Genomic DNA, 16,344 nt, shown 5'->3' on the forward strand with positions numbered 1-16,344 from the left:
AAAAATCAGGAAAGGATGATGCAACTCGTCTGCGAGCTATGTACCTCTCTGGGCGGGGAACTGGTGTGGCAGGATGAAACCTGTCGCGTGGTCCTCGTAGACGAAGCAGCCTACCCCGGTTTTTGCCGGGTGATCCTCAGGGACCATGTCGCCGAAATGAGCGATCTGGACCGGGACACCCGTCAGCACCTGATGAATGTGGTCCATGCCGTGGAGTGCGCAGTGCGTGAAGCCTTGCAACCCGACAAGATCAACCTTGCCAGTCTGGGCAACGTCGTGCCGCATCTGCACTGGCACGTGATCCCCCGTTGGCGAGAGGACCGACATTTCCCCAGCCCGATCTGGGCAGAACCCCGCCGCCCGCACGCAGTGCCCGCCATCCCACCGGATGCGCTGGCCAGACTGCGCCAGCGGCTTAGCCAGCTCGAGCCATAATGGATCTGGAACGCCTGCCTTCCCATCGCGGCCACGCCGCCCCGCCCTTCACCGATGCCCGCTCCGCCAAGAGCTGGCTGCAGCTGCTGCCCCTGATCAACGCGCCGGTCGCACACGGCGAACTGACCGAGGCGCTCACGCTGCTCAACAACAGCGCCGTACCGCCATACGAATCGCTGAAGATCCTCGAACTGTTCCGCGAGCCGGTGCACATGGTGCAGACCGCGCTGACCGAGCGCTTCCTCGGCCGTGCCGTTCCCTTCGGCACCGACGAGCAGACCGCCTGGCAGCAGGTGCTGGGCCTGTGGCGCATCGTGCGCGATGCCTATGCGCGCATCTGGCGCGCCGCGCTCGAAGGCGAGGCCGAGGTCGCCGACCACAACGCGCTCGCCGCCGAACGCACACTGCGCTACCAATGCCTGGTGCTGCGCGAGCACCTGCTGGCCTACCGGCCGATCCCCGCCGAAACCTGGCAGGCGCTCTACGGCTACTACACGCTGGCCGATGAAGCCGGCGTCGCCGAGAAGCCGGCCAAGGACAGCCTGCTCAAGGTTGCCGGCGTCGCCTCGGCCGAGAATATCTTCGTACACACGCTGCTACTCGCCGGCGCCAGCCCCTATCACTTCACCGCGCGCCAGATCCTGTGGCTGGACGAGCGCCTGCCGGCGTTTGCCCAGCGCGCACCGATCGGCCGCGAGGCACGCGCGCTGCCGGGGCGGGGCAGCCTGCAGGTGGATTTCGCCAATCCCTCCGCGCCACGCCGCACCGAGCCACGGCTGGAGGGCGACACCGTGCGTGAGATCGACACCTACCAGCTGGCGCAAGCGCTGTCGCGCCGCATCAAGCTGCTGCGCAACGGCGAAGCACCGGAAAAGCTGGGCTTGGGCGAGCAGTTCCCAGCCAGTGCCATCGAAACGCTGCTCACCGAGCTCTATCGCACCTGGTGCGAACAACCGACCGAGCGTATCCACAGCCGTGCCGATGGCAACCGCGAAATCGACGTGATCTTCGGTTTGCAGAAGCAGCACGTCGCCATCAGCGCCGGCCGCTTCGCGCTGCCGACCGATGGCCCGGGCGAGCTCGCCGGTGACGACCTGGTGCGCATGCAGCTGTTCGGCCGCACCCAGACGCTACAGGCGGCGCCGTCCGCCGAACTCGCTCCATCCGAGACCTGGTGGCTGCGCAACGAAAGCCCGCAAGGCATGCAGTTGTCGCGCCTGGCTGAAGGCGGTCACCGCGTGGCGCTGCAGCAGTTGCTGTCGGTGCAGATCGGCGGTCGCTACTACAGCGGCTCGGTACGCTGGCTGCAGCAGGATGGCGACCAGATCGTGATCGGCGTGCGGCTGTTGCCTGGCCAGCCGTTCTCGGCCGCGGTGCGCCCGGTCGACCTGGTGCATGCCGGCCGTCGCGGCTGGACCGAGGGCCTCGCGCTGCCGGCCACGCCGACCTTGCGCTCGCCTGCCTCGCTGATCCTGCCGGTAGGCTGGTTCCGCCCGGGGCGGCTGGTCGAATGGTGGGATGGCGAGAGCACCCGCAAGCTGCGGCTGGAATCGGCGCTGGAACGCGGCGTCGACTACGAGCGCGTGCACTACGTGCTCGCCGGCCAGAACCGTTAACCCATCCTCGCTTCGGCATCCACGAGCCGGCCCTGGGCCGGCTTGTGCATTTTCAGGCCTCAGCCGTGGCCGCGCGCGATGGCGACCAGTGCCTCGACATCGACCGCGTCGATCTGCTCGGCCGGCAGGAACTGCGTCGCGTATTCGGCCCACACCCGCTCGCGCACGAACACCTCGAACAAGTCGACATCGACATGCTGATCGCGGGCCATGCGCGCGAGGATGCCGAGTGACTGCGACAGCTTCATCCCCGGCTTGTACGGCCGATCGCGCGCCGTCAGCGCCTCGAACACGTCGGCGATGCCCATCACCCGCGCCTGCACGCTCATCTGCTCGCGGGTCAGGCCACGCGGGTAACCGCGGCCATCCATGCGCTCGTGGTGGCCACCGGCGTACTCCGGCACATTGCGCAGATGCTTGGGCCATGGCAGCGCCTCCAGCATCTGGATCGTCACTTCGATGTGGTGATTGATGATCTGGCGCTCGGCAGCGGTCAGCGTGCCGCGGCGCACGGTAAGGTTCTCCACCTCATCGTCCGACAGCAGCGGCGCCAGCCCGCGTGGTCCCTGCCATGCGGCACTGGCGATCCGCCACACCCGCTCGACGTCGGCATCGTGCATCGCCTCGCCCCCCAGGTTCACCGCGCGCAGGAAGGCGAGGTCATCGGCCTGCGCCGCCAGCCGCGCAGTGGCTTCGGCGTCGCCGATCTCGCCGCGCAGCCTTGCAATCTCGATATCGCGCCGCAGCACCTCATAGCGGGTCTCGATCAGCGCGATACGATCGAAGATGGTCTGCAGCTTGGTCGCCTTGTCGACCACGTGCACCGGCGTGGTCACCTTGCCGCAATCGTGCAGCAGACCGGCGATCTTGAGCTCGTACCGATCCTTGTCACTCATCCCGAACTCGGCGAGTGGCCCGGTGCGGGTACGGCTTGCCGCCTCGGCCAGCATCATCGTCAGCTCGGGCACGCGCTGGCAGTGGCCGCTGGTGTAGGGGGACTTGTCGTCGATAGCGAGGTTGATCAGGCCGATGAAGGATTCGAACAGCTCTTCCAGCGAGGCGATCAGTTGGCGATTGGTCAACGCAATCGCCGCCTGCGAGGCCAGCGATTCGACCAGCTTGCGATCGTCGTCGTCGAAGGCGCGCACCGCGCCGTCGTCATCCAGCGCATTGATCAGCTGCAGCGCGCCGATCAGCTCGCCTTCGTGGTTGCGCATCGGCACACACAGGAAGGAGGTCGAGCGGTAGCCGTTGGCCGCGTCGAAGCGGCGCGTGCCGGAGAAATCGTAGCCCAGCGCGGTATAGGCATCGTCGATGACAATGGTGCCACCCTGGTTCACCGCGCAGGCGATTACGTTGTGCAGGTTGGGCGCACCATCGGCGCCGCGCAGTGGCACCGGCGGCAGCGAGATGTCGCGGCCGCTGCTGCCGCCCATGGCAAGGCCCAGGCTGTCGGTCAGGACGATCTCGAAGTGCAGCGCGCCATCGCGGATCCGGTACAGCGTGCCGGCATCGGCACGCACCAGGTGCTTGGCGGCCAGCAGGATGCTTTCGGTCAGGCGCGCGGTGTCGGTCTCGCCCGAGAGGGCAATGCCGATCGCATTCAGTCGTTCCAGCCTTTCGCGCAGCGCCATCTGGCTGAGCATGCCTCTCTCCTGCCGGCGTTGTCCGGGCGTATCCGCCCTTGATGAGCGCACCAAATCGCCGGATGACCGGCGCGCATGGCTGCCATGATGCCATCATTGCCGAGCATAGACCGCATCGCCGGGCACGGTGCTGTGGCATGGCCGCTGCAATGGTCGGGCGGTTAAGATCGGGTTTTTCCCATCCGTCATTGCGCCATGCACCTGATCTGCCTCGTTGGCCACGTTTCGTCCGACCTTGTCTCGCCGTTGTTCGACCGCGGCTTCGGCGTCACCCATGTCACGCTGCTCTACGATTCGGCGCTGTCCGAGGCGATCCAGCATGTCGCCGCCGTCTGCCGCCAAGCCGGTGTGGCCACCACTGCACTGCCGCTGCGTCCCCGCTACGACCCGGCCACCATCCGCGAGCGGCTGGAGGCGGTGATCGTCGGCAGCCGGCAGCCCTGCCTGCTCAACCTGGCGGGTGCCACTGCGGTGCAGGCCGCCATCGGCATGCAGGTGGCCGAAGCGCAACGGTTGCCGGCCTTCGCCATCGAGCCCGAGGCCGATACGCTGGTGTGGCTGTCGCGGCCGGAAGGCGCGCCACTGGCCAACGGCTACAACATCGCCGACACGATGCGACTGGAAGACTATTTCCGCCTGTATGGCGCAGCCGTGGTCTCGAGCGAGAGCCGGCTCGACAAGCGCAACCCGGCGCTGGAAGCATGGGCCGGCGAAATGGCACGGCTCGCCGTACGCCAGCCGCGCACCATCCTCGCGCTCAATGCGCTGGCCTCCGAAGTCGATGCGCAACGCGTCACGCTGGGCCGGCTGCACCAGCGCCAGCCGCAGCTGGAGGCGCTGCTCGCCGACAGCGGCCTCGCACGGGTATTGCCAGACCGACGCATCGCCTTTGCCGACGTTTCAGCCCACCGCTTCCTGCACGGCGCCTGGCTGGAACGCTGGATCTTCGCCCAGGCCTCGGCGCTGATGGGCGAGCTGCCGATCCAGGATCTGGCGAGCGGCATCCGCATCCGCGTCGACGGCCTCGTCGACAACGAGTACGACGTTGCCATCCTGTGCAACAACCAGCTCTACCTGATCGAGTGCAAGACGGTGTTCGGCCGTGGCGTGGACCGCGATACGCTGTTCAAGCTCGACAGCGTCACCCATATCGCCGGGCTGTCGGCCGAGGCCATGCTGGCCAGCCTGTCGCTACCGACCGAGCACGAGATCGATCGCGCCGGCGCGCACGATATCGCGCTGTTGTCCGGCAGTGCGCTGCTGCAGGCCACCACGGTGCTGCGGCGCTGGCTCAGCGGCCAGCCGGCCGAGGCCAGCCGCAGCAGCGCCTAATCGAGCGGCGCGTCCGAGAGCGCCTGCAACAGTGCAGCGGTATCGGCGAGCCGGGCCCCGCGCGCGGCCACCAGCGCCTGCCGCGCGGCGCGATCACTGCGCTCGGCATCGAGCAGCGCCAGCGCGCTGACACCACCAGCGCCGTAGCGCGCGGCAGTGATCTCGCGCCTTGCCGCACTGTCGGTGGCAACACCGGCTCGGGCATCGACCGCAGCCGCATCGTGCTCGAGGGCCCGCAGCGCGTCCGCCACCTGGCGGATCGCTTCCAGCACCGTCTGCCGATACGCGGCCTCGGCCGCCCGCCACGCCGCCTCGGCCCCACGCCGTTGCGCGCGCAGTGCGCCACCGTGGAACAGCGGCTGGGCCAGACCCGCGCCGAGCTGCCAGACATTGAAGGTTTCCAGCAACCGGCTGCCCGAGAGCTGGTCCGAGCCGATGGAACCCGTCAACGTCAGCTTGGGGTAGAGCGCCGCCGTGGCCACGCCGACATCGGCGCTGGCCGCCGCCAGCGTCGCCTCCGCCATGCGCACGTCCGGCCGCACCCGCACCAGTTCGGCGGGCGGGCGCAGCGGCAATTCAACCGGCAAGGTCAGCGCTGTGAGCGGCGGCAGCGCCAGCTCGGCCTCAACCGGCGTGGTGCCGAGATAGACGGCCAGCTGGTGGACCAACGCATCGCGCTGCTGCGCCAGCGGCGGCAGCTGTGCCGCTGTTTCGCCGACCAGCGCCCGCTGGGCCAGTACGTCCGCCCGGGCGATGCCGCCGGCGGCCAGCCGTTGTTCGGCGATGGCGAGCTGGCGTTGCTGCACCGCCAGCAGTTGCTGCAATTCATCACGCTGTGCCTGCAGAGCCGCAGCCCGGATCGCGGTGGTGACCACGTTGCCCGCCAGCATGGCGCGTGCCGCCGCCAAGCTGTGGCCGCGTGCATCCGCCCGCGCCGCCAGTGCTTCGAGCGCACGGGTGTTGCCGCCGAACAGGTCGAGGCTGTAGCTGATGTCGATGCTGGCGTGATACAGCGTGAACGGCCCGAAATCCTGCAGTGGCGGGTCGCCCGGCGCCGGCGTGGCGATCTTCTCGCGCCGCGCCGACACATTGGCGTCAAGCTGCGGCCAGCGGGTCTCGCCCACCCGCGCGGCATAGGCCTCGCGCGCCTGATCGAGCCGGGCAGTGGCTTCATCCAGCGTCGGCGACGATGCCAGCGCACGCGCCACCAGCGCATCGAGCTCGGCCGAGCCGAAGCGCCGCCACCAGTCCGGCTCGACCGCACCCGCGATGCGGCGTTGTGTCACGCCATCGGCGGTTACTTCAGCCGGTGGATCGATCACGTACCCGGTCGCCGTCGGCGGCGCGGGGCGCTGGAAATCGGGGCCGACGGCGCAGCCGGCCAGCGCCAGCGCACTTGAGATGAGCAAAATCCGTGTCTGCATGCCAGCCTCGTCAATCCAGCGTGCGGCGGTAGAACTTCACTGCGATCGCCATCACCACAGCGGTGAACAACAGCAGCGGCCAGATGCTGGGCCACAGATCCCACCAGCCGTTGCCCTTGAGCAGGATGCCGCGGATCAGCCGGTTGAAATGGGTCAGCGGCAGCACATTGCCGATGTATTGCGCCCATTGCGGCATGCCGCGGAACGGGAACATGAAGCCCGACAGCAGGATGTTGGGCAGGAAATAGAACATGGTCAGCTGCATGGCCTGCAGCTGGTTCTGCGCCAGTGACGACAAGGTGATGCCGACGGTGAGCGTGGCGGCGATGAACAGCAGCGCGGCGCAGTAGACGGCGATAAGGCTGCCGGCGAACGGCACGTGGAATACCCAGCGCGCGGCCAGGAGGATGATGGTGGCCTGAATCAAGCCGATGGCGATGTAGGGCACGATCTTGCCAGTCATCACCTCGATTGGCCGCACGGGGGTCGCCAGCAGGTTTTCCATGGTGCCGCGCTCGCGTTCGCGCGTCATCGCCAGGCCCGTCATCATCACCATGGTCATGGTCAGGATCACCCCCATCAGGCCGGGCACGGTGTTGTACTGCGAGTTGCCCTCGGGGTTGTAGAGCCGGTGCACCCGCACCTCGAACGGAGCCGGCTGGCCGGCGAGCCGGGCATCGGGGCCTCGAATGTCGTGCCGCACCACGCTCTGCGCGATCTCGCCTACCGCAGCCAGCGCCATGCCAGTGGCGGCAGGATCGGTGGCGTCGGCCTCGATCAACAGCGCAGGGCGCTCGCCGCGCAGCAGATCGCGGGTGAACCCCGCCGGCACCGTCAGCACGAACTGCACCTCTGCTTGCGCCAGCGCCGCGCGGGCAGCCTCCTCGCTAGTCAGCGTGCCAGCGATGTCGAAATAATCCGAATGCCGCATCGCGGTGACGAAGCTGCGGGTGAATTCACTGTGATCGTGCAGCACCACGGCGGTTGGCATATGGCGCGGGTCGGCATTGATGGCGAAGCCGAACAGCGCCAGCTGCACGATGGGCAGGCCGATGATCATGCCGAAGGTGATTCGGTCGCGCCGCAGCTGCAGGAACTCCTTGAGCACGATGCCCCACCAGCGCGCCAGCGAGAACAGCTTCATGGCCGCACTCCAGGGCCGAAGTTGTCGGCCGAGCGGTTCATCATGTAGATGAACACATCCTCCAGTCCGGTCTGGGCCGGCTCCAACCGGCGCTGTTGCTGCCGCGCCAGCTCGCGCAGCGTGGCTTCGAGCGCAGCGGCATCACGGCCGCTCACGTGCAGTGCGTTGCCGAAGGCCACTGTCTGCTCCACGCCCGGCGCATCGCGCAGCGTTTGCGCGAGATCGACCAGGCCTTCGCCGTACAGCGTCCAGGTCGCGAGACCCTGCCCGGCGATGATCTCGTCGGCCGTGCCCTGAGCCAGCAGCCGGCCGTAGGCGATGTACGCCAGCTTGTGGCAGCGCTCGGCTTCGTCCATGTAGTGGGTGGACACCAGCACCGAGATGCCGCGCGCCGCCAGCCGGTGCAGCTCCTCCCAGAAATCACGCCGCGCCGTGGGATCGACCCCGGCGGTCGGCTCGTCAAGCAGCAACAGCTGCGGCTCGTGCAGCAGACAGGCCGCCAGCGCCAGCCGCTGTTTCCAGCCACCGGACAGCGAGCCGGTCAACTGATCGGCGCGGCCGGTCAGGCCCAGTTCATCCAGCGTGCGTTCGACGCGTGCGCGCCGGTCCGGCATCTGGTAGATGCGGGCAACGAAATCCAGGTTCTCGCGCAGCGTCAGGTCCTCCCAGTAGGAGAACTTCTGCGTCATGTAGCCAACGCGCCGCTTGATCTCGTCAGCCTGGCTGCGGATGTCGTAACCCAGGCACTGGCCACTGCCGGCATCGGGCGTCAACAGCCCGCACATCATGCGGATCGACGTGGTCTTGCCACTGCCGTTGGGGCCGAGGAAGCCGAAGATCTCGCCACGCCGCACCTGCAGCGACACGCCGTCCACCACCCGCTTGTCGCCGAACTGCTTCGACAACCCCTGCACGTCGATCGCGTAGTCGCTCATCGCGCGTTCACCGTCACCGGCAGGCCCGGCTGCAGCGTCGCCGCGGCGGCGGCGTCCGGCCGCGCCTCGACCATGAACACCAGCTTGTCGCGGGTATCGTTGCTGTAGATCACCGGTGGCGTGTACTCGGCCTGCGGCGCCACGTAGTCGATGCGGGCAGCAAGTCCTTCGCCGCAAGCAGCGCACGCCAGCGTGACGCTGCTGCCCGGCTGCAGCTGGCCCAGCGCCGCCTGCGGCACGAAGAAGCGCACCTTCACGTTGCCCGGTGGCAGCAGGCGCAGCACAGGGCTGCCGGCCGGCACCCACTCGCCAACGCGATACAGCGTATCGGCAACCAGGGCCGCCTTTGGCGCGCGCTGTGCCTTCTGGCCCAGCGCCCAGTCCGCCTGCGCCAGTGCACCACGCGCGGCGTCGATCTGCGCCTTGAGCGCTGCCGATTGCGCCTCGCGCCCCGGCAATTGCGCCACGGTGAGCTCGGCGCGCAGCCGCTGCAGTTCGGCCGTGGCGGCCAGTGCCGTGGTCCGGCTCTGTTCCAGCTGAGCCTCGGCGATGCCACCGGCCCGCAGTTGCGCTTCGTCGCGCACCCGTTGCTGCTCGGCGCGCCGCGCCTCGGCCTCGGCGGAGGCCAGCTGCGCCCTGAGCACCGCCAGCTCCTGCGGGCGCTTGCCGCTTTGCAGATCGCGCCATTGCGCCTCGCTGGTCGCCAGTTGTGCCGCGCGTTGCGCACGCAATGCCGTTTCGTAATCGGCTTCCAGCGCGAACAGCGGCGCACCCTGCACCACCTGCTGGCCACGCACGGCATTCAGCGTGGAGAGCCTTCCGGCCTCCCCTGCCGCGACCGCGACATACTCGCCCTCGACATAACCCTGGTAGCCGGACGGTGCCTCGCTGGAACAGGCCGCGAGCAAGGCCGCAGCAACCAGCGATGGAAACAGCAGGATGCGCATCAGGAATCCTCCCTGGGCGTGGAAAGGCCATGCAGCAGCAGCGCAGTGGCATGACGGGCGATGAGATCGGGATCGGGCGTGGGAAAGCCGGGCACTGTCGCCAGCAGCCGCAGCACAACAAAGGGCAGCATCACCAGGCCCAGCACCGATACCGGCATCAATCGTGGCGCGATGTCCGGGTGCAGCTCACCACGCACCTGCGCCGCGGTGAGCGCGGCAGCGAGCTTCTGTAGCTGCGAGAGCGGCAGCCGCGCCAGCATCCGTTCGCGCAGTAGGCCGCTGTCGTTGAGCACCTCGCCGATCCACAGCGTGGGCAACCACGGCAGCTCGGCCACGCGCGCAGTGAGGCGGGCAATCACCTCGCGCAACTGCGCACGCGCATCGTCGGGGGCATCGTCGATCGCCGCCCATACCTGGGCGATGTTTGGGGCCAGGCGCTCGTCGACCAGCGCATCGAGCAGCCGGTCGCGATTGCTGAAGTAGTAGTGAACCATTGCCGGGGTGACGCCGGCCGCCTTGGCCACCTGCGCCATGCTGGTGGCGGCAATGCCTTGGCGGGCATAGAGGGCGATAGCAGCATCGAGCAGGCCGGCGCGCACGTCCTGCTCGGCATTGGCAGTGGGGCGGCCGCGACTGCGGCTGGGTGGTGGGCTGGTCATGCAGCCACCATAATTAAATACACATTTAATTTCAACCCAGCTCGGGCCGGCCCGATGATCGGTTGGCTGGCTCGATCCCGCTCAGCGCAGCCGCGCGCTCAGCCGATAGCCCACCTTCATGGGTACGCCGGCCTGCAGCGCCAAGCCGTGCCGCCCCGCCAGCGGATGCTGCTGCGGCGGCGTGGCAACGCGCGCCAGATCGAACACGCTGTTCGCCGGCTCGATGCCCAGCGCGAAATGGCGTCCGTGCCATGGCGCGTGACGACGGCCACCGTTGCTGAACCACAGCAGCGCATCCGGCAACTGGCTGGCATCCCAATCGAGCGCCACATCGGCCTGCGGATAGCGCAACACGAAAGGTGGCCGGCAATCGGCCAGTTGCACCAGCTCCTCGGTGGGATACGGCAGCGGCAGGCGGCGATGATCGACCGGGCCTTCCGCCGTCGGCAGAGCCGCCAGCGATGCCGTGGTGCAGTCCGCCGTGATGCGCGAGATGCCGGGCTCTTGCGGCACCGGGTAGGTATGCACCGCTGCGTAACCACCGCCGACCAGCTCCAGCCCGTCAGCCGGCACCGTGAAGGTGGGATGCAGCGCGAACGGCAGCATGGCATCGCGTCGTGCATGAATGGTCAGCGTCACCGTCAGTGCCGGGGCATCCGGATCGGCCCGCACCGTGCGTTCCAGCCGTGCCACCGGGCTGGCTGCCGGATAGTCGATGGCAATGGTCAGCGCATCCGCTTCAACGGTGTCGACCCGCTGCCACTCGTGGTTGGCGCAGTAGCCGTGATCCCAGCCATCGTCAGCCTCCCGCAGTTGCCAGCCCGCCGGCAGATCGGTGCGGGACTGGCTCATGCCGAAGGGCAGGCAAGGCCATTCGCCACGCAGCCCGCGCAGCACGCCGGGCAGCGCCGGATCAGGCTGCCAAGGCGCCACCTGCAGGGGAGAAATCTCGGCGCCATTCGCCAGCCAGAAGCGCACCGGCGCCAGCATGCCGCCGAGCGCCTGCACGGTGAATTCGCCGTGCGCCCAGCCCAGGGTCCAGTGCGTGCTCATTGCGCGCGCTTGCCGCCGAAGAACTTGTCGACGGTGACGGCAACGATGATCAGCGCCCCCATCACGATCTGCTGGTAGTACGACTGCACGTTCATGATGTTGAGGATGTTGTTGATCACGCCGATGATCAGCCCGCCCACCACCACGCCGGGGATGCGGCCACGGCCGCCGAAGAAGCTGGTGCCGCCGATGATGGCCGATGCGATGGCGAAGGTCTCGAAACCGACACCGGCATTGGGCTCCGCCGCGGCGGTACGCGCCACGGTGATCACCCCGGCGATGCCGGCGCACAGGCCGGAGATCATGAACACCACCAGCGTGTGGCGCTTGATATCGATGCCAGAGAACCATGCAGCCTGCGCATTGCCGCCCAACGCATAGATGTTGCGGCCGAGCTTGGTGTGCTTGGTGATGAACCACAGCACCGCCGCCACCACCAGCGCAATCAGCACCGGCACCGGAAGGCCCAGCAGCCGGCCGGCGATCACGTCGGAGAAGCCCGGATCGAAGCCGAATACCGAGCGCGCATCCGAGATGATCAGCGTGAGCCCGCGATAGATCGCCACCGTGCCCAGCGTGATGATGAAGGGGTGCAACCCGGTGAGGTTGACCAACAGGCCGTTCACCGCGCCAAGCAGCGCGCCCAGCAGCACGCCGCCGAGCAGGATGGCGAGCGGGTACGGCACGCCGGCCATCATCAGCTGGGCCGTCACCATGCCGGTCAGTGCCAGCATGGAGCCGACCGACAGGTCGATGCCGGCGATCAGGATGGTGAAGAACACGCCGCAGGCGAGCAGCACCATCACCGAGCTTTGCAGCAGCACCTGCAGCAGGTTGTCGCTGGTGAGGAAGTATTGCGGCGACAGCGCGCCGGAAATGGCGAACAGGATGACCAGCACGCCGAAGGTGCCGTACTCCTGCCACAGCGTGGCGAAATCGCGGGATTTGGGCTGGCTCATGGCGGGGGCCGTCGAAGTGGGGTTCATGATGGATTCCTTGCCCGCAACCGGGCCGTCGGGATGCGGGTCAGGCCGTGGCCACCTGCATGATGTTTTCCTCGGTCGCCTCGGCATTGTCGTACACCGTGGCGATCTGGCCGTGGCGGTAGACCGCGATGCGGTCGCACACCGCCAGCAGCTCGGGCAGCTCGGACGAGACCACGATGATGCCGCGCCCGGCGTCGGCCAGTTCGCGCAGGATCTGGTAGATCTCGGCCTTGGCCCCGACATCGATGCCGCGGGTGGGCTCGTCGAAGATGAAGAGATCGCTGCCGGCCGCCAGCCACTTGGCGATGATGGCCTTCTGCTGGTTGCCGCCGGAAAGCTCGGTGATGTTCTGCTCGGGCGAGGCGCAGCGGATGCGCAGCCGCTCGCGGTATTGCCGCCCCAGCTGGGCCTCGCGGGCGAAATCGAGTCGGGACAGCGACAGCGCGCGCGGCGCCTCCTTCACGAACGGCAGGATGGAGATGTTCTGCGCGATGCTGAAGTTATGGAAGAAGCCGGTGCGACGCCTGTCCTCGGTCACCAGCGCCAGGCCCGCGCGGATCGCCTCGGCAGGGCTGTCCGGGTTGATGGTGCGCCCGTTCAGGACCACGTCGCCCGACAACCGTGCCCGTGCGCCGAAGATGGTTTCCATCAGCTCGCTGCGGCCCGAGCCGATCAGGCCGGCAAAGCCGAGGATCTCGCCGCGGTGCAATTCGAACGACACGCCGTTCACCGTGTGGTCGTGCGAGGCGAGCTTCTTCACCGCGAACACGGTCTGCGCGCGGTCGATGGCGTGGCCTTCCGGCCGCGCATGGGTGAGTTCGCGCCCGACCATGCAGGCCACCAGCTTGTCGGTGGACGTGGTCTTGGCATCGAAGGTGCCGACGTAGCGACCATCCTTCAGCACCGAGACCCGGTCGCCGACGATAGGGATTTCCTTGAGCTTGTGCGAGATGTAGACAATGCCGAGCCCCTCGGCGCGCAGCTCGGCGATCACGCGGAACAGGTGCGCCACCTCCTCGTCGGTCAGCGACGAGGTCGGCTCGTCCATGATGATCACCCGTGCCTCGCTTACCAGCGCCTTGGCGATCTCGACCTGCTGCTTTTCCGAGATCGACAACTCGCCCACCAGCGTGGCCGGATGATGGCGCAGGCCCACCCGCGCCATCGCGGCACCGGCCTTCGCGCGCATCAGCGCCCGGTCCACCACCGGCAGGCCCCAGCGCTTGCGGGTGGGGATGCTGCCGACGAACAGGTTCTCCTCGATCGACAGGTAGTCGATCACCGAGAGCTCCTGATAGATCAGCCGGATGCCGTAGTCCTTGGACTGCGCCGGCGTCAGCGCTTCGTAGCGCGCCTCGCCGAGCTGGATCTCGCCCGAGGTCGGCGCGTAGATGCCGGAGAGGATCTTCATCAGCGTCGACTTGCCGGCGCCGTTCTCGCCCAGCAGCACGTGGACTTCGCCGGCGCGGATGTCGAGATTGACGTCCTGCAGCGCCACCGTGCCCGGGAACTGCTTGACGATGTTGCGTACCGCAACCAGTGTCGTCATGGTGCACACCTCACTGCGTGGCCGGCAGCCGCGAGCGGCCGCCGGCGCCGGGATCAGTCGACGCGGCCGCGCTTGGCCATGATGTAGGCATCGACCGGCACGAACTTCGGTTCGGTCGTGGCGCTCATCGCTGGCTTCTTGGCCACGGCATCGAGCAGCATGTCGAGGCAGGCCGCGCCGATTGCACCCGGGTTCTGCGCCACGGTGGCGGACAACTCGCCGCGCTTCACCGAATCGAGCGCCTCGGGCACGCCGTCGGTGCCGACCACGATCACCTTGCCCAGCTTGCCGGCGTTCTTCACCGCCTGCACCGCGCCCAGCGCCATGGTGTCGTTGGCGGCGTAGATGGCCTTGAGGTCCGGATTGCGCTGCAGGATGTTGGTCACCACGTCGAGCGCGCGGGAGCGATCCCAGTCGGCCGGCTGGCTGGCGACGATGGGCACGCCCTTGGCCGCCTTGAATGCCTTGGTCACGCCGTTCTTGCGCGCCTCGCCCGACACATTGCCGGCCTTGCCTTCGATCACGGCGACCTTGCCGCCGGCCGGGCCCATCAACTTGGCGATGTAACGGCCGGCCTTCTCGCCCAGCGCCACGTTGTCGGTACTGGCAAAGCCAACCACGCTGCCCCCGGCGGCGCGCAGCTGGTTCACGTCGACCTTCTCGTCGATGTTCACCACGTACACGCCCTTCTTGTTGGCCTTGGCAATGGCCTGCACCAGGTTCACCGGCGAGATCGGCGCCACGCCGATGCCCTTGTAGTTCTTGTTCACCACGTCCTCGACCAGCCGCTGCTGGCCCTGCAGGTCGTCCTCGCTGGCCGGGGCCAGGATGTCGACCTTCACGCCGCGCTGCTTGGCGCGTGCCTCGATGCCTTCCTTCATCGCCACCCAGTAAGGGCCGGACAGCGTCTTCAGCACCATGGCCACATCGGCCGCCTGCGCGGCACCGGCGAACATCGTCATCGCGGCCACGGCCGCTGTCATCATCTTCCAGTTCATGGTCTTGCTCCTCGTTCCTGTAGGGGGTCGTCGCGTCCGGCCTCAGTCGGGCCAGCGGAAAACCAGATCGGCGCGCGGGCGGGTGGTGGCGATCAGCTGGGCATTGGGCTCATCGGTATGCGCCACCCAGTCGATCGCCGCCGCCTCGCTGCGGCCGTAATGCATGTGCCTTGCCACCAGCCGGCGGCGGCGCAGTTCGTCGTCCACATCCACGTACCAGGCCGCATCCAGCAGCGGCCGCACCCGGGCCCAGTGCCCACGTTCCAGGAACAGGTAGTTGCCTTCGGTGATCACCAGCTGCGTCTGCGGCAGCACCGGAATGGCACCGGCGATCGGCTCCTCGATCTCGCGGCGGAAAGCGGGGGCGTAGACGATCTCGTCGGCCGGCTGCTCGCGCAATCGCGCCAGCAGTGCCACATAGCCGGCGGCATCGAAGGTGTCTTCCGCGCCCTTGCGCTCGCCGCGCCCCAGCCGCGCCAGCTCCACGTTGGCGAAGTGGTAGCCATCCATCGGCACCACCACCGCCCGCTCACCCAGATGGGCCAGTAGCGCCTCGGCCAGCGTGGACTTGCCCGAGCCAGGCGCGCCGGCCAAGCCGAGCAGCTTGCGGCGGCCATCGGCCAGCAGGGCGTCGACGCGTTCGAGGCAGGAAGGGGGCAAGACGTGGGTCATGGTCGATCCATTGATGTGGGTTCAGCGCGCGCCGAGGCCGGCGCCCTTGGCCTGGGCCAGCATGAAGCTGCGCGCATGGGTGGCAAGGTCCATGCCGTCGTCCCACAGGTTGCGCCAGACCGCGAGGTCGTTGGACAGCCCCTGCGCCACCACCGCCGACGAGAAGCTCTCGAAGGTGATGGGGCCGGCGTAGCGGATCATCGCCAGCGCGTGGAAGAAGGCAGTGAAATCGATGGTGCCCGAACCGAGGTAGCCGCGGTGGCTTTCGCCGATGTGCACGTAGCCCAGGCGCTCCCCGCACTCGAGCACCGGCTGCACGAAGTCCGCCTCCTCGATATTCATGTGATAGGTGTCCAGGTGCACCACGAGGTTGGGCGCGCCCACCTCGTCGATCAACGCCAGCGCCTGGCGGGCAGTGTTGATCACATTGCTCTCGTAGCGGTTCACCACCTCGATGCCGATGGTCACGCCACGGTTGCCGGCGAAATCGGCCAAGCGCTTCAGCGATTGCACCACATTGCGCCGCCCGGCCGCGCTAACGGGATGCCCGTACTTGCCGAGCGCGCTGTAGGGCACGCCACCGAAATAGCTGCCGCCCAGGTCGTGCGTGAGCTGCACCGCCTGTTCCAGCAGCGCCACGCCACGCGCCACCACGGCCGCATCCTCGCTCGAGACATCGGCATCGAACGCCAGACCGCGCGAGCAGGCCACCTTGAGATCGTGTTGGCGCAACAGATCGCGGATCAGGCCCACGTCCATGCTGGCCGGCTCGTGCAGCGACAATTCCACCACATCGTAACCGGCCGCCTTGCTCTGGCCGATCACCTTGCGCGCCGCTTCCGGAGCGAGATTGCCCGCCCACACCAGCGCATGTATGCCCAAAGGATTCATTGCGTTCTCCGTCCGCACCACACTAAATCGTGCACAGCTCGCACCAAGATGGCCACA

15 protein-coding genes are annotated in these 16,344 nt (G+C 67.8%); 3 read left to right on the forward strand and 12 right to left on the reverse strand.

Features of this window, described 5'->3' with window-relative positions; translation table 11 throughout:
* Positions 1-15 precede the first annotated feature (15 nt).
* Positions 16-435 (forward strand): HIT family protein, encoded by a 420-nt coding sequence (locus FLM21_RS18740; protein WP_222846723.1) that lies wholly within the window; start codon positions 16-18, stop codon positions 433-435.
* Complete coding sequence (locus tag FLM21_RS18745) at positions 435-2,051, forward strand: cyclic-di-GMP receptor FimW-related protein (protein WP_148717029.1); 1,617 nt, start codon at positions 435-437, stop codon at positions 2,049-2,051. The genes FLM21_RS18740 and FLM21_RS18745 overlap by 1 nt, the downstream gene beginning before the upstream one ends.
* Positions 2,052-2,110: 59 nt before the next feature.
* Here the strand turns inward: FLM21_RS18745 and FLM21_RS18750 are convergent, their stop codons facing one another.
* Positions 2,111-3,697 (reverse strand): HD family phosphohydrolase, encoded by a 1,587-nt coding sequence (locus FLM21_RS18750; RefSeq protein ID WP_148717030.1) that lies wholly within the window; start codon positions 3,695-3,697, stop codon positions 2,111-2,113.
* Positions 3,698-3,892: 195 nt separating this feature from the next.
* Between FLM21_RS18750 and FLM21_RS18755 the strand changes: the two genes are divergently transcribed.
* On the forward strand, positions 3,893-5,029 hold the full coding sequence (locus FLM21_RS18755) for a Card1-like endonuclease domain-containing protein (protein ID WP_148717031.1): 1,137 nt from the start codon (positions 3,893-3,895) through the stop codon (positions 5,027-5,029).
* Here FLM21_RS18755 and FLM21_RS18760 read toward each other — a convergent pair.
* The 11 genes from FLM21_RS18760 to FLM21_RS18810 form a co-directional block, all read right to left on the reverse strand.
* Positions 5,026-6,453: an efflux transporter outer membrane subunit gene (locus FLM21_RS18760; protein WP_148717032.1), complete on the reverse strand. Its 1,428-nt coding sequence runs from the start codon at positions 6,451-6,453 to the stop codon at positions 5,026-5,028. The two genes, FLM21_RS18755 and FLM21_RS18760, sit on opposite strands and share 4 nt — an antisense overlap.
* A 10-nt stretch (positions 6,454-6,463) precedes the next feature.
* A complete protein-coding gene (locus FLM21_RS18765; RefSeq protein WP_148717033.1) occupies positions 6,464-7,597 on the reverse strand; it encodes an ABC transporter permease in 1,134 nt (377 codons plus the stop codon).
* Positions 7,594-8,532: an ABC transporter ATP-binding protein gene (locus FLM21_RS18770; RefSeq protein ID WP_148717034.1), complete on the reverse strand. Its 939-nt coding sequence runs from the start codon at positions 8,530-8,532 to the stop codon at positions 7,594-7,596. Before FLM21_RS18770 ends, FLM21_RS18765 begins: the two co-directional genes overlap by 4 nt.
* Positions 8,529-9,479: an HlyD family secretion protein gene (locus tag FLM21_RS18775; protein WP_148717035.1), complete on the reverse strand. Its 951-nt coding sequence runs from the start codon at positions 9,477-9,479 to the stop codon at positions 8,529-8,531. The genes FLM21_RS18770 and FLM21_RS18775 overlap by 4 nt, the downstream gene beginning before the upstream one ends.
* Positions 9,479-10,138, reverse strand: coding sequence for a TetR/AcrR family transcriptional regulator (locus FLM21_RS18780; protein WP_148717036.1), 660 nt, complete (start codon positions 10,136-10,138; stop codon positions 9,479-9,481). Before FLM21_RS18780 ends, FLM21_RS18775 begins: the two co-directional genes overlap by 1 nt.
* A gap of 81 nt (positions 10,139-10,219) precedes the next feature.
* Positions 10,220-11,191 (reverse strand): aldose epimerase family protein, encoded by a 972-nt coding sequence (locus tag FLM21_RS18785; RefSeq protein ID WP_148717037.1) that lies wholly within the window; start codon positions 11,189-11,191, stop codon positions 10,220-10,222.
* Positions 11,188-12,177, reverse strand: coding sequence for a D-allose ABC transporter permease (alsC, locus tag FLM21_RS18790; protein ID WP_148717038.1), 990 nt, complete (start codon positions 12,175-12,177; stop codon positions 11,188-11,190). The genes FLM21_RS18785 and alsC overlap by 4 nt, the downstream gene beginning before the upstream one ends.
* Before the next feature lie 40 nt (positions 12,178-12,217).
* Entirely contained in the window at positions 12,218-13,726 is a 1,509-nt protein-coding gene (locus FLM21_RS18795) for a sugar ABC transporter ATP-binding protein (protein WP_148717039.1), read from the reverse strand.
* A 53-nt stretch (positions 13,727-13,779) separates the two neighbouring features.
* Positions 13,780-14,724, reverse strand: a complete 945-nt coding sequence (gene alsB, locus FLM21_RS18800) for a D-allose transporter substrate-binding protein (RefSeq protein WP_148717040.1) — start codon at positions 14,722-14,724, stop codon at positions 13,780-13,782.
* Between the two features lie 42 nt (positions 14,725-14,766).
* On the reverse strand, positions 14,767-15,396 hold the full coding sequence (locus tag FLM21_RS18805; RefSeq protein WP_148717041.1) for a nucleoside/nucleotide kinase family protein: 630 nt from the start codon (positions 15,394-15,396) through the stop codon (positions 14,767-14,769).
* A 21-nt stretch (positions 15,397-15,417) separates the two neighbouring features.
* Entirely contained in the window at positions 15,418-16,287 is an 870-nt protein-coding gene (locus FLM21_RS18810) for a sugar phosphate isomerase/epimerase family protein (RefSeq protein WP_148717042.1), read from the reverse strand.
* Between the last annotated feature and the right edge of the window lie 57 nt (positions 16,288-16,344).

The sequence above is a fragment of the Chitinolyticbacter meiyuanensis genome (assembly GCF_008033135.1).
Lineage (GTDB): Bacteria > Pseudomonadota > Gammaproteobacteria > Burkholderiales > Chitinibacteraceae > Chitinolyticbacter > Chitinolyticbacter meiyuanensis.